General features: G+C 66.5%; 12 protein-coding genes. 8 read left to right on the top strand and 4 right to left on the bottom strand.

Annotation, left to right across the window (positions count from 1 at the left end; all coding sequences use genetic code 11):
• The first annotated feature begins 93 nt into the window (after nt 1-93).
• From queA to fabV, 6 genes are all read left to right on the top strand, one after another.
• On the top strand, nt 94-1,161 hold the full coding sequence (queA, locus tag AC5P98_RS05350) for a tRNA preQ1(34) S-adenosylmethionine ribosyltransferase-isomerase QueA (RefSeq protein WP_049408219.1): 1,068 nt from the start codon (nt 94-96) through the stop codon (nt 1,159-1,161).
• Nucleotides 1,162-1,259: 98 nt separating this feature from the next.
• Entirely contained in the window at nt 1,260-2,390 is a 1,131-nt protein-coding gene (tgt, locus tag AC5P98_RS05355; protein WP_014646826.1) for a tRNA guanosine(34) transglycosylase Tgt, read from the top strand.
• 133 nt (nt 2,391-2,523) lie between these two features.
• Nucleotides 2,524-2,868, top strand: a complete 345-nt coding sequence (gene yajC / locus AC5P98_RS05360) for a preprotein translocase subunit YajC (RefSeq protein WP_014036867.1) — start codon at nt 2,524-2,526, stop codon at nt 2,866-2,868.
• A 61-nt stretch (nt 2,869-2,929) separates the two neighbouring features.
• Nucleotides 2,930-4,786 (top strand): protein translocase subunit SecD, encoded by a 1,857-nt coding sequence (secD, locus tag AC5P98_RS05365; protein WP_014646827.1) that lies wholly within the window; start codon nt 2,930-2,932, stop codon nt 4,784-4,786.
• 16 nt (nt 4,787-4,802) lie between these two features.
• Complete coding sequence (secF, locus tag AC5P98_RS05370; protein WP_014646828.1) at nt 4,803-5,783, top strand: protein translocase subunit SecF; 981 nt, start codon at nt 4,803-4,805, stop codon at nt 5,781-5,783.
• Nucleotides 5,784-6,505: 722 nt separating this feature from the next.
• A complete protein-coding gene (gene fabV / locus AC5P98_RS05375; RefSeq protein WP_041863324.1) occupies nt 6,506-7,765 on the top strand; it encodes an enoyl-ACP reductase FabV in 1,260 nt (419 codons plus the stop codon).
• A gap of 114 nt (nt 7,766-7,879) precedes the next feature.
• Here the strand turns inward: fabV and AC5P98_RS05380 are convergent, their stop codons facing one another.
• From AC5P98_RS05380 to AC5P98_RS05390, 3 genes are all read right to left on the bottom strand, one after another.
• On the bottom strand, nt 7,880-9,949 hold the full coding sequence (locus AC5P98_RS05380; protein ID WP_049404199.1) for an EAL domain-containing response regulator: 2,070 nt from the start codon (nt 9,947-9,949) through the stop codon (nt 7,880-7,882).
• 91 nt (nt 9,950-10,040) lie between these two features.
• Nucleotides 10,041-11,225, bottom strand: coding sequence for a BaiN/RdsA family NAD(P)/FAD-dependent oxidoreductase (locus AC5P98_RS05385; RefSeq protein WP_049404191.1), 1,185 nt, complete (start codon nt 11,223-11,225; stop codon nt 10,041-10,043).
• Nucleotides 11,222-11,770 carry a YaeQ family protein gene (locus AC5P98_RS05390; RefSeq protein WP_014646832.1) on the bottom strand — a complete coding sequence of 183 codons (549 nt, stop codon included), beginning with the start codon at nt 11,768-11,770 and terminating at the stop codon, nt 11,222-11,224. The genes AC5P98_RS05385 and AC5P98_RS05390 overlap by 4 nt, the downstream gene beginning before the upstream one ends.
• A 133-nt stretch (nt 11,771-11,903) precedes the next feature.
• Here AC5P98_RS05390 and AC5P98_RS05395 point away from each other — a divergent pair, with 133 nt between their 5' ends.
• Nucleotides 11,904-12,773, top strand: coding sequence for a pseudouridine synthase (locus tag AC5P98_RS05395; protein WP_014646833.1), 870 nt, complete (start codon nt 11,904-11,906; stop codon nt 12,771-12,773).
• Between the two features lie 13 nt (nt 12,774-12,786).
• Here AC5P98_RS05395 and AC5P98_RS05400 read toward each other — a convergent pair whose 3' ends face one another.
• Nucleotides 12,787-13,275 carry a YaiI/YqxD family protein gene (locus AC5P98_RS05400; RefSeq protein WP_049404194.1) on the bottom strand — a complete coding sequence of 163 codons (489 nt, stop codon included), beginning with the start codon at nt 13,273-13,275 and terminating at the stop codon, nt 12,787-12,789.
• 303 nt (nt 13,276-13,578) lie between these two features.
• Between AC5P98_RS05400 and AC5P98_RS05405 the strand changes: the two genes are divergently transcribed.
• Entirely contained in the window at nt 13,579-13,788 is a 210-nt protein-coding gene (locus tag AC5P98_RS05405; protein WP_005416210.1) for a cold-shock protein, read from the top strand.
• Nucleotides 13,789-13,952: the final 164 nt, after the last annotated feature.

Below are 13,952 nucleotides of genomic sequence, written 5' to 3' on the forward strand. Positions count from 1 at the left end.
TTTGCGCGATAACCCCGCAAAAACCTGCTGCATAGCAGCATTTTGCGCGACGTTCGCCGCGAAGCACGCCGGCTCGCAGACGCTGGACGTACAATGCGCGCCATTGTCGACCTGTTGCCGCCCACTGCCTTGAAGAAGTCCGATTTCAACTACGACCTGCCGGCCGAACTGATCGCGCAGGCGCCCCTGGCCGAGCGTTCCGCCAGCCGCCTGCTGCTGGTGCCGCAAGCCCCCGCCGCGTTCACCGACCTGCAGGTGCGTGACCTTCCGTCGCTGCTGCAGTCGGGCGACCTGCTGGTGTTCAACGACACCCGGGTGATCCCGGCGCGCCTGTTCGGGCAGAAGGCCAGCGGCGGCCGCGTGGAGATCCTGATCGAGCGCTTGCTCGGCGGCCAGCAGGCCCGTGCCCAGGTCGGCGCCAGCAAGTCGCCGAAGGCCGGCAGCCGCATCGCGCTGGATGCCGGTGGCGAAGCCGAGGTGCTGGGCCGCGATGGCGAGTTCTACGTGCTGCAGTTCCACGTGCCCGAGTCGCTGGAGCAGTGGCTGCTGCATGCCGGCCGCCTGCCGCTGCCGCCGTACATCCAGCGCGAGCCGGGCGTGGACGACCGCGAGCGCTACCAGACCGTGTTCGCGCGTGAAGTGGGCGCGGTGGCGGCGCCGACCGCCGGCCTGCATTTCGACGAGCCGCTGCTGGCCGCGCTGAAGGACAAGGGCGTGGAGTTCGGCCACGTCACCCTGCACGTGGGCGCGGGCACCTTCCAGCCGGTGCGTGCCGAAGACCTGAAGGACCACGTGATGCACCGCGAGTGGCTGAATGTCGGTGCCGAACTGGTGCAGCAGGTGCGGCGCACGCGCGCCGCCGGCGGCCGCGTGATCGGCGTCGGCACCACCGTGGTGCGCGCGCTGGAAAGCGCGATGCGCGATGGCGAGCTGCTGCCGTTCGCCGGCGAGACGCAGATCTTCATCACCCCCGGCTACCGCATCCGCAGCGTGGACGCGATGGTGACCAACTTCCACCTGCCGGAAAGCACGCTGCTGATGATGATCTCCGCGTTTGCCGGCAAGGAGCGCGTGTTCGAGGCCTACCAGCACGCGATCGAGCAGCGCTACCGCTTCTTCAGCTACGGCGACGCGATGCTGCTGTTCCCGCAGGCGGGGTAGCGCGCCCCGGGAGGGCAGGGGCCCCCTGTGGGTGCGCACCTTGGTGCGCACGCCTTCTTGGGAGACAATGGGCAACTATTTGCCCCAATGACCGCTCCATGTCCCGACTGCAGTTCCAGCTCCAGACCCGCGACGGCCGTGCCCGCCGTGGCCGCCTGACCTTCCCGCGTGGCACGGTGGAAACGCCGGCCTTCATGCCGGTGGGGACCTATGGCTCGGTCAAGGGCATCCTGCCGGACCAGGTGCGCGCGCTGGGCGCCGAGATCATCCTCGGCAATACCTTCCACCTGTACCTGCGCCCGGGCCTGGACATCATCGCCGACCACGGCGGCCTGCACGGCTTCTGCCGCTGGGATGGCCCGATCCTGACCGACTCCGGCGGCTTCCAGGTGTTCTCGCTGGCGCACCGCCGCAAGATCACCGAGCAGGGCGTGACCTTCGCCTCGCCGACCGACGGCGCACGGGTCTTCCTCGGTCCCGAGGAGAGCATGAAGATCCAGAAGGTGCTCGATTCGGACATCGTGATGATCTTCGACGAATGCACCCCGTACCCGGCCACCGAGGACGTGGCCCGCCGTTCGATGGAGTTGAGCCTGCGCTGGGCGCAGCGCAGCCGCAACGCGCATGACGAACTGGGCAACGACGCGGCCCTGTTCGGCATCGTCCAGGGCGGCGTGCATACCGACCTGCGCAGCCGCTCGGCCGATGCCCTGCAGGCGATCGGCTTCGACGGCTACGCCATCGGCGGCCTGGCCGTGGGCGAGCCGGAGCACGAGCGCAACGCCATGCTCGACCACCTGGACCCGGAGCTGCCGGGCGACCGCCCGCGCTACCTGATGGGCGTGGGCCGGCCGGAGGACCTGGTCGAGGGTGTCGCACGTGGCGTGGACATGTTCGATTGCGTGATGCCGACCCGCAACGCCCGCAACGGCCACTATTTCACCTCGTTCGGCACCGTCCGCATCCGCAACTCCCAGTACGCGCGCGACATGGACCCGATCGAGCCGGGTTGTGGCTGCGTGGCCTGCACCGGCGGCTACACCCGTTCCTACCTGCGCCACCTGGACCGCTGCAACGAGATGCTGGCGCCGATGCTGGGCACCCTGCACAACCTGTTCTACTACGAAAAGCTGATGGCCGACATCCGCGCGGCGATCGAGGCGGGAACCTTCCTGGCCTTCCGTGAGTCCTTCTACGCGGCACGCGGGGCGGTGGCCCCGCCGCTGTAACCCGAACGCCCCCTGCCAAACGGCCCAAGGACGAACGCCCGGGGCCGTGGCATACTTCAAGGCTGACCCAGATCCGCGGTCGACACCCCCGTCCCTGAAGGGACGGGAGCGCCGCCCAACCAAAGGACCAACGATGAACCTGCTTGCTTTCCTGATTCCCGCCGCCCACGCCCAGGCCGCCGGCGGCCAACCGCAGGGCATGGGCCTGACCACGCTGCTGTTCCCGATCATCCTGATCGCCATCATGTACTTCCTGATGATCCGCCCGCAGATGAAGCGGCAGAAGGAACACAAGTCCATGCTGGAGAAGATCAAGCGTGGCGACGAAGTGCTGACCAACGGTGGCATCGCCGGCAAGGTCACCGACATCGGCGACAACTTCATCACCATCGAAGTGGCCGAGAACGTGCGCATCCGCGTGCAGAAGGGCGCTGTCGGCAGCGTGCTGCCGACCGGCACCCTGGATTCGGCCAAGTAAGCCACTCCCTTTCCGAAGCACAACCGCGGCGCCGGGGATGGCGCCGCGCGGGACCCAAGCAATGCTCGAATTTCCACGCTGGAAGTACGTCGTCATCCTGATCGTACTGGCGCTCAGTGCGCTGTACGCGCTGCCCAACATCTACCAGAAGGACCCGGCCATCCAGATCACCGCCAACCGTGGCGGGCAGATCGACGATGCGCTGCGCGACCGTGTGCTGGCCGACCTGAAGAAGGCCGGGGTCACTGCCATCGGTGCCGAAAAGGAAGGGGAAAGCCTGATCGTCCGTCTGCCGGACCTGAAGTCGCAGTCTGCGGCCAGCGATGCCCTGCGCGACACCGTCGGCGAGAAGTACACGGTGGCCCTGAACCTGGCCTCGACCGTGCCGGACTGGCTGGCCCGGCTGGGCGGTCGCCCGATGGTGCTCGGCCTGGACCTTCAGGGTGGCGTGCACTTCGTGCTGCAGGTCGACCAGAAGGCCGCCCTCGACAAGCGCCTGGATGCCTACACCGAAGACGTGCGCAGCACCCTGCGTGACGCCCGCATCGCCTACCAGTCGGTGGAGCGCCGTGCGGACAACAGCATCGTGGCCAACCTGAGCCCGTCCGCCGGTGACGACGCCGCGCAGCGTGCCCGTGCCGCCCTGGTCAAGGCACAGCCGACGCTCGGCTATGACGTCAGCGGCAACCGCATCACGGTCACCGTGCCGGAGACCGAGATCACGCAGATCGCCAACGGCGCCATCGAGCAGAACATCAACACCCTGCGCAACCGCGTGAACCAGCTCGGCGTGGCCGAGCCGATCATCCAGCGCCAGGGTGCCGACCGTGTGGTCGTGCAGCTGCCGGGCGTGCAGGACACCGCCGAAGCCAAGCGCATGATCGGCGCCACCGCCACCCTGGAGTACCGCGCGGTGGTCGAGGGCAATGCGCAGGACGCCATCAATTCCGGCCGCATCCCGCCGGAAGCGAAGGTCTACCAGCAGCGTGATGGCCGCGGCCCGATCCTGCTGAACAAGCGCGTGATCGTCACCGGTGACCAGATGGTCGGCGCGCAGGCGGTGACCGATTCGAACAGTGGCTCCCCGGCCGTCAGCGTGACGCTGAACAATGTCGGCGGCCAGCGCATGTTCGACTTCACCAGCGCCAACGTGAACAAGCCGATGGCGGTGGTCTACACCGAACGCGTGCCGACCGTGACCGTCGTCGACGGCCAGGAAGTGCGTGGCTTCAAGGTCAACGAGGAAGTGATCTCGGTGGCCAACATCAACGGCGTGTTCGGCAAGAACTTCCAGACCACCGGCCTGCAGAAGAAGGAAGCCGAGGACCTGGCCAAGCTGCTGAAGTCCGGCTCGCTGGCCGCGCCGATGGACTTCGTCGAAGAGCGCGTGGTCGGCCCGAGCCTGGGCGCCGAGAACGTCAAGAACGGCATGCGCGCGGTGGTGTTCGCGTTCCTGTTCACCCTGGTGTTCTTCAGCATCTACTACCGCATGTTCGGTGTGATCACCTCGGCGGCGATGCTGTTCAACCTGCTGATCGTGGTGGCGGTGATGTCGCTGTTCGGCGCGACCATGACCCTGCCGGGCTTCGCCGGCCTGGCGTTGTCGGTGGGCCTGTCGGTGGACGCCAACGTGCTGATCAACGAGCGTATCCGTGAAGAACTGCGCGCCGGCGTGCCGGGCAAGACCGCGATCGTGACCGGTTACGAGCGTGCCTCGGGCACCATCCTCGACGCCAACCTGACCGGCCTGATCGTCGGCGTGGCGCTGTTCGCATTCGGTACCGGTCCGCTGAAGGGCTTCGCGCTGACCATGATCATCGGTATTTTCGCCTCCATGTTCACTGCGATCACCGTGTCGCGTGCGCTGGCGACGCTGATCTACGGCCGTCGCAAGAAGCTCCAGAACGTGGCCATCTGACGGGACGACACGCACAATGAAACTGTTTCCGCTGCACATCCTCCCGAACGACACCAAGATCGACTTCATGCGCTGGCGCCATGTCGCCATGGCAGTCACCATCGTGGTGTTCCTGGCCTCGGTCGCCATCATCGGCATCAAGGGCTTCAACTACGCACTGGACTTCACCGGCGGCACCCTGATCGAAACGCGTTTCGAGAAGGCCGTGGACGTCGAGCAGGTCCGCGCCAAGCTGGAGCAGAACGGCTTCGACGGTGCCCAGGTGCAGAGCGTCGGTGGCAATACCGACCTGCTGATCCGCCTGGCGCCGCACGGCGAGCATGCGCCGGGCACCGGTGATGCCGCTGCCGAGGATAAGGCCACCGCCGCGGCCGTGGTGAAGGTGCTGTCCAGCGCCGACAACCAGGCCACGGTGATGAGTACCGCATTCGTCGGCCCGCAGATCGGCAAGGACCTGGCGAAGAACGGCCTGTACGCCACCATCTTCATGCTGGCCGGCTTCCTGATCTACATCGCGGTGCGCTTCGAATGGAAGTTCGCGGTCACCGCCAGCATCGTGGCGATGTTCGACCTGATCGTGACGGTCGCCTACGTGTCCCTGCTGGGCCGTGAGTTCGACCTGACCGTGCTGGCCGGCCTGCTGTCGGTGATGGGCTTTGCGATCAACGACATCATCGTGGTGTTCGACCGCGTCCGCGAGAACTTCCGCAGCCTGCGCGTGGACTCGATGGAGGTGCTGAACCGTTCGATCAACCAGACGCTGTCGCGTACGGTGATCACCGCGGTGATGTTCTTCCTGTCGGCGCTTGCCCTGTACCTGTACGGCGGTGCGTCGATGGAAGGCCTGGCCGAGACGCACATGATCGGTGCGGTGATCGTGGTGCTGTCCTCGATCCTGGTCGCGGTGCCGATGCTGACGATCGGCTTCCTGCGCGTCAGCAAGCAGGACCTGCTGCCGAAGGCGAAGGACGTCGAGGCCCTGGCCCGTCGCCCGTAAGCATCTGCTGCATGCGGCACACAGAGAACCCCGCGCAAGCGGGGTTTTTTTGTGTGCAGGGCTTGCAGCCCTGCACCCACGGTAGTGCCGGCCGCTGGCCGGCAACAGCAACAGCAACAGAGTGCATTCCGTGGTTGGGCGGGACGGTGTCGGAGTGCGGGGACGCCGCAAGTACGTCCGTGTAGGCTTGGCAGCCGCATCCATGCGGCTGACACCCCGCACTCCGACACCGCCCCGCCTCTGACAGATTCCTGCGGCTGTTGGTAGGTGTCGACCTTGGTCGACACATCTGTCAGATATCGATAATCAAACTGGAATCAGATCTACCGTGTCGACCAAGGTCGACACCCACCAGAGAAGAATGCTGTCCCGACAGGTCGCGGAAATCTGTCGAAGGCGGGGTGGGTCCGGTTGCGGGGGCGTGAGCCGCATGGATGCGGCGACCGAGCTTACATGGACGTACTTGCAGCGCCCCCCGCAACCGGATCCACCCCGCCAACCCACAGGAACCCCGCTTTTGACGCTGCTGTTGAGGTTGCCGGCCAGCGGCCGGCACTACCGCGGGTGCAGGATGCAACCCTGCAAAACAAACCCCACCCTACGCCAGCGTCGGTTGTGCAATCGTCCCCCGCGCACTACGATCCTGCGGTTCGCGCGCGCAGGCGCGCGCCCGTATTCCTGCTGAGCGCCCCGTGCGCCGCATCTGCCAACCCGAGGTATCCATGGTCATCAAACCGCGCGTCCGCGGCTTCATCTGCGTCACCACCCACCCGACCGGCTGCGAGGCCGCGGTCAAGCAGCAGATCGACTACATCCGCGCGCGCCCACCGATCCAGAACGGTCCCAAGCGGGTGCTGGTGATCGGTGCGTCGACCGGCTACGGCCTGGCCGCGCGCATCACCGCTGCCTTTGGCAGTGGCGCCGCCACCCTCGGCATCTTCTTCGAACGGCCGGGCAGCGAGACCAAGCCGGGCACGGCGGGCTGGTACAACTCGGCTGCGTTCCACAAGTACGCCGACGAAGCCGGCCTGTATGCCAAGAGCATCAACGGCGATGCCTTCTCCGATGAAGTGAAGGCGAAGACCATCGAAATGATCAAGGCCGATCTCGGCCAGGTCGACCAGGTTGTCTACAGCCTGGCGGCGCCGCGCCGCAAGCATCCGAAGACCGGCGAGATCATCAGCTCCTCGCTGAAGCCGATCGGCGAGCCGATCACCCTGCGTGGCCTGGATACCGACAAGGAAGTGCTGACCGAGACCCACCTGCAGCCGGCTACCCCGGAAGAGATCGCCGGTACCGTCGCGGTGATGGGCGGTGAAGACTGGCAGATGTGGATCGACGCGCTCGCCGATGCCGGCGTGTTGGCCAACGGCTGCACCACCACCGCCTTCACCTACGTGGGCGAAGAGATCACCCAGGCGATCTACTGGAATGGCTCGATCGGTGCGGCCAAGAAGGACCTGGACACCAAGGTGCTGGGCCTGCGCGAGAAGCTGGCCAAGATCGGTGGCGATGCACGCGTATCGGTGCTGAAGGCGGTGGTGACCCAGGCCAGCTCGGCCATTCCGACCATGCCGCTGTACCTGTCGCTGCTGTTCAAGGTGATGAAGGAAAAGGGCACCCACGAAGGCTGCATCGAACAGCTGGACGTGCTGTACGACATCCTCTACGGCGGCAAGGCCGACGGCGTGGCGATCGATCGCCTGCGCCACGACCTGGTCGATGGCGATGGCCGCACCGTTGCGCTGATCGATGAGGAAGGCCGCCTGCGCGCCGATTACAAGGAAATGGCCGCAGATGTGCAGGGCAGGGTGGTCGCGCTGTGGCCGCAGGTGACCAACGAGAACCTGTACGAGATCAGCGACCTGGCCGGCTACAAGGCCGACTTCCTGCGCCTGTTCGGCTTCGGCGTGGAGGGCGTGGACTACGAGGCCGACGTCAATCCGGACGTGAAGATCGAAAATCTGGTCGACATGACCTGATCAACGAAAAGGCCGGCGAACGCCGGCCTTCTCGTTTGTGTAGAGCCGAGCCATGCTCGGCTGCTCTTCGCTTGAGTCCCGCAGCCGAGCGTGGCTCGGCTCTACAGAGAGGCGTCACCCGAACTCGAAGCCCATCTCCGGCAGCGCCGGGCCGACGAAGTCGCCCTGCACGTAATCCACGCCGGCACTGAACAGCAGCGTCATCGAGTTGGCATCGCTGACGAACTCGGCAATGGTGCGGATACCCGCTTCCTGTGCGCGCGCGGTGATCTGGCTGATGCGGTCGATGTTCTCGCGCGTGGCGGCCAGGTCGCTGGTGAAGCCCCGGTCCAGCTTGAGGAACTGCGGCTGGAAGTGGGCCAGCAGCTGGAATGAATCCAGCCCCGAACCGAACTGCTCCAGGCCGATGCGGCAGCCCAGCGGCGCCACTTCGGCTAGGAACTGCTGCGCACTGCGCAGGTGGGTGAAAACCTTCGCTTCCGGCGCATGCAGCCACAGCCGTTCGCCGGGCACGCCCTGTGCCTGCAGTTCGCGGCGCAGCGTGGCGATCATCTGCGGGTCCTCGAACGATTCCGGCGTCACCTTCACCAGCACCTGCGTGGCGTTGCCTTCGCGTGCCCGCTGGCCGAGCACCGCGATGGCCTGCGAGACCACCCAGCGGTTGATGTCGGCCAGCAGGCCGTGTTCCTCGGCGATGCCCAGGAACGCGGTCGGGCTCAGCAGCTCGCCATTGTTCTCCAGGCGCAGGTAGGCCTCGTACAGCTCCAGTGGCTCGCCCTGCAGGTTCAGCACCGGCTGGTAGTGCAGCTGGAAGCCGTCGCCAGACAGCGCCTCGCGGATGCGCGCAACCCAGCGCTGTACGCGTTCTTCCTCGACACGGTCGGCGGCAGCCGGGTCGAAGATGCGGCAGGTGTTGCCCAGTTCGGCGGCGGCCTGGGTGCAGTCGCTGGCGCGCGCCAGCACCTGGCCGATGCTGGCGATCTTCTCGCCCACCTGCACGCCACCGATGCTGACCGTCACCGTGGCCGAGCGTGCGCCGATGCTGAAGACATGTGCGGCATAGGCTTCGCGGATGCGCTCGGCCAGCGCCACGGTCTGCGCGTAGGGCCCGGCCTGCAGCACGGCGAAATTGTGTTCGCCGAAGCGGGCCAGTTGCGCGTCCTCGCCGACCACCTCGGCCAGCAGGGCGGCGAGAGCGCCGATCAGGATGTCGGCCGATGCCAGGCCGATATCCGGCAGCAGGCGCGCGTAGTGGTCAGGCTCGATCAGCAGCAGGCCGAACTGACCCTCGCTGCGCCCGGCCTGGGCCACCGCGCTTTCCAGCTGCAGCATGAAGGTCGGGCGATTGAGCAGGCCGGTGACCTGGTCGCGCTGGCGCAGGTCCTCGACCTCGCGTGCCAGCTCGGGGTCGAACTCCATGCGGCGGCGGAGCACCACCTGCAGGCAGGACTCGCCCTCGTAGGTGGCCGCGGCAAATTCCATCGTCGCCGGGAAGGAACTGCCGTCCTCGTGGCGCGCGTCGAGCTGGTACTGCGGCGGCGGCGCCTCGCCACGGCTGAGGCCTTTGAGCAGCTGTTTGAAGCCCTCCACGTGCTGGGCGGCGACCATGTCCAGCAGCGAAATGCCTTCGATGTCCTCGAAATGCTCGTAGCCGAACATCTCCAGATAGGCGTCGTTGGCGCGGATGTGCATGCCTTCATGCACATAGGCGATGGGGTCGCGCGAGGAGGCGATCAGCGCGTCGCAGCGGCGCTCGGTCTCGCGCATCTGCGCCTCGATCCGGCGCAGGCCGCGACGCGCCTGCAGGTCGACCCACTGGTCGCGGACCACGGCGAGCAGATGCTCGGGGCGCTGGCGCAGGGCGAGGGCGCGGATGCCATGGCTGCTGGCCTGCACCAGTTCGTCCTCGTCGATGCGCTCGGCCAGCAGCACCAGCGGGATGTCCTTGCCGCTGGCGGCGATGTGCTGGGCCGCCAGCTGCAGCGGGATGCCCTGCGAAGGCGAGGCCAGCACCAGGTCGATGGCCTGGCTGGCCAGCACCTGGGCCAGCTCGGCCGCATCCTGCGGGCGCCACGGACGTACCGCGATGCCGCTGTTGCGCAGGGTGCTGACGATGGCTTCGGCATTCTCGCCGCTGTCATCGACGATCAGCAGGCGGATGGTGATGTCGTTCGCGTTCTGCATGCACTGCTCCCCAATCTGCGAATCTAGATACACGATGCGCGGCGAACCGTCCATGCGCGCACCCCTGGCGCGCGTCGAACGGCGAAGTGGTTCACACCACGCCGCCCGCTGCGTGGCCGCTGGCCCAGGCCCATTGGAAGTTGTAGCCGCCCAGCCAGCCGGTCACGTCCAGCACCTCGCCAACGAAGTGCAGGCCGGGCACGCGCTTGGATTCCATCGTCGAGGATGACACTTCGGCGGTGTCCACGCCGCCCAGGGTGACCTCGGCGGTGCGGTAGCCTTCGGTGCCGCTGGCCACCAGCGGGAATGCGCCCAGCAGCTGCGCGACCTGGCGCAGCACCGGCTCGTCCAGCTGGCGCACGGGCCGGTCGGGCAGCCAGTGCTCGCACAGGCGTTGCGCCAGCCGCTTCGGCAGTACCTCGCCCAGCACCGTGCGCAGCTCGGCGGCCGGGCGGTCGCGCTTCATCTGGCGCAACCACTCGCCGGCATCCTGGCCCGGCAACAGGTCCAGCTCCAGCGCATCGCCGGGCTGCCAGAACGACGAAATCTGCAGGATGGCCGGGCCGCTTACGCCACGGTGGGTCAGCAGCATGAAGTTCTGGAAACTCTTTCCGTTGCAGCGCGCCTCGATCGGCAGTGCGACGCCGCTGAGGTCGGCCAGCCGCTCCTGGTGCTTGCCGCTGAGGGTCAGCGGCACCAGCCCGGCGCGGGTCGGCAGTACCTGGTGGCCGAACTGGCGGGCCACCTCATAGCCAAAGCCGCTGGCCCCCATGCTGGGAATCGACAGGCCACCGGTGGCAACCACCAGCGAGGCGCAATGGAACAGGCCCTGGGTGGTGTGCACGCGGAAACCATCGCTGCCGTGCTCGATGCGCTGCACGCTGCACTCGGTACGGATCTGTACGCCGGCCGCCTGGCACTCGTCCACCAGCATCTTCACGATCTGCTTGGACGAGATATCGCAGAACAGCTGCCCCAGTTCCTTTTCGTGATAGGCGATGCCGTGCTTGTGCACCAGCTCGATGAAATGCCAGGGCGTGTAGCGGGCCAGCGCCGACTTGCAGAAGTGCGGGTTGGCCGACAGGAAGTTGGCCGGGGTGGTGCCGGTGTTGGTGAAGTTGCAGCGGCCACCGCCGGACATCAGGATCTTCTTGCCGACCTTGTTGGCATGGTCGATCACCTGCACCTGGCGGCCGCGCTGGCCGGCAGTGATCGCGGTCATCAGCCCGGCTGCGCCGGCACCGATGACCACCACATCGCAACGGATGGTGCTCATGCCTTGGCGCGCTTGCGCCAGTCCGGGATCACGTCGAGCTGGATCTGGTCGTTGAGCAGCTGCACTTCGCCGTCCTGGATCAGCACGCTCCAACGCATGGCACGCTGGATCTGCTGGCCCCAGCGCTCGACGAATTCGCCGTCCAGAGCGACCACCGAAAGATTGTCGAAGCGCGCCAGGCCCTTGCCCTGCTTGCTCCACCAGATCTCCGAGGCGTTGCCGCCGTAGTTGACCACCTGCACCTGGCGGCTGCGATTGCTGGCCTTGCGGATGCGCGATTCGTCCGGATGGCCCAGGTCGATCCACTGCAGGATGTCGCCGGTGTAGTCGTGTTCCCACAGATCGGGCTCGTCATCGGTACTCAGGCCGCGGCCGAACTCCAGGCGATCGCCGGCGTTCAGCGCGAAGGCGAGCAGGCGCACCATCAGGCGCTCGTCGGTCTCGGACGGATGCTGGGCCAGGGTCAGGTTGTGGGTCGCGTAGTAGCCGCGATCCATGTCGCTGATCTGCAGTTCGGCCTTGCGGATGGTGGCGGTAAGAGCCATGGGGGATCCGTGGACTAAAGAGGACAATGATAGAGGTTTGCTCCGGGGGTGTCCGTGGCCGGACTGTCTGCGCACCGTCAACGGTGGCACTCTTGCGCTCTTTCCCGTGGCCGGAGTGGACGCCATGAGCTTGATGAGCTTGCCCAGCCGGTTGCAGCTGCCGCCCGGCCCCTGGGCCACCCTGCTGGATGGCCTGTGTGCACGTTTTCCGCGCATCGCGCGCGCGCAATGGCAGGATCGCTTCGCGCGCGGCCGCGTGCTGGACGCACAGGGCAGGGCGCTCACTGCGGACATGCCCTGGCAGGTCGGGCTGGACATCCAGTACTTCCGCGAGGTGGCCGACGAACCGGTGATCCCCTTCACCGAAACCATCGTCCATCTGGATGCGCACCTGCTGGTGGCCGACAAGCCGCATTTCCTGCCGGTGACACCGGCGGGCGGGCATGTACGCGAGACGCTGCTGGCGCGGCTGGTCGCCCGCACCGGCAATGCCGATCTGGTGCCGCTGCACCGGCTGGATCGGCTGACGGCCGGGTTGGTGCTGTTCTCGACCCAGCGTGCGTCGCGCGATGCTTACCAGCGCCTGTTCCGTGAGCGGCGCATCGAAAAGACCTATGAGGCCTTGGCACCGGCGCTGCCGGGGCGGGAGTTTCCGCTGCAGCGGTACAGCCGCCTGGTGCCGGGCGAGCCGTTCTTCCGCATGGCCGAAGTGCCCGGCGAGGCCAATGCGCGCAGCCGGATCGAGCTGATCGAGGCCGAAGGGCCGATCTGGCGCTACCGGCTGCTGCCGGAAACCGGCCGCAAGCATCAGCTGCGCGTGCACATGGCCATGCTGGGGGCGCCGATCATGGGTGACGACCTGTACCCGCAGCTTCGGCAACGGGCACCGGACGTAGCCGAGGCGCCGCTGCAGCTGCTGGCGCGGGCCCTGGCTTTCGATGACCCGTTGAGTGGTGCACGACGGATGTTCAGCAGCGGCCGCAGCCTGAGCCTTCCGGCTTAGGGCGGCCAGGCGCTCAGCGGGCCGGGCGTCGCGCCAGCCAGCGGTCCAGCTCGGCGGCGAACAGCTGCCGGTCGCGGGGGCCCAGGGGCGGCGGTCCGCCGGTCTGGACCCCGGCGCCGCGCAGTTCCTCCATGAAATTGCGCATCGACAGTCGCTCGGCCATGTTGTTCGGTGTGTACAACTGGCCGCGCGGGTTCAGCGCGACGGCCTGCTTCTCCAGCACCAGCGCGGCCAGCGGGATGTCCTGGGTGACCACCAGGTCCCCCGCGGCGACCCGCTCGACGATGGCGCTGTCGGCCACGTCCAGCCCCTGCGGCACCTGGATCGAGCGCAGCCAGCGCGAGGGCGGGGTGCGGATCCACTGGTTGGCGACCAGGGTCAGTTCGATCCCGACCCGTTCAGCCGCACGGAACAGGATGTCGCGGATGACGGTCGGACAGGCGTCCGCATCCACCCAGATGCGGGGAGAGGCGTGTTCAGCGGGGATTTCAGCTTCAGTCATTTACCCAGTGTAGGGTAGGAAAAACCTGAATGGGGACTCGGAGTTAGCCGCGAGAGGCTGCCAACCCTTGTCACGCCTAGCGGGTGACGTATTCCCATGAACGTCGGGGCTATCGCTTTTTGCAGAAAACACGCGTATCGTGCGACCCACTGTGTTTGCTAGGGTCACCGTGAATCGTGGCCTGGTGCAGTTGATCTCACGATCCGCTCATCGATCCGCTTTACCAACGCCTGCAACTCAGTCTCGGCCCCGATACCCGGTGGCTGCGATTTTTTTCAACATGTGTTTCAGGAGTTAGTAAAAATGTCTGAACGTCAGACCGGTACCGTCAAGTGGTTCAACGACGCCAAGGGCTTCGGCTTCATCACCCCGGAAAGCGGCCCGGACCTGTTCGTGCACTTCCGCGCGATCCAGGGCACCGGCTTCAAGACCCTGCAGGAAGGCCAGAAGGTTACCTTCATCGCCGTCCAGGGTCAGAAGGGCATGCAGGCTGACCAGGTGCAGGCGGTCTAATCCGTCTGCTACCGTTGGGTAGCCAGAACGCCGGAAGCGAAAGCTTCCGGCGTTTTTTATTGCCCGCCTTTTTTTTGTAGAGTCGAGCCATGCTGGACTGCGCCCAAAGACAGTCGAGCATGGCTCGACTCTACAAAGGACATGCAGCCGGCGCGGTACGATGC

This window comes from Stenotrophomonas sp. YJH_SMC_135 (genome assembly GCF_059372355.1).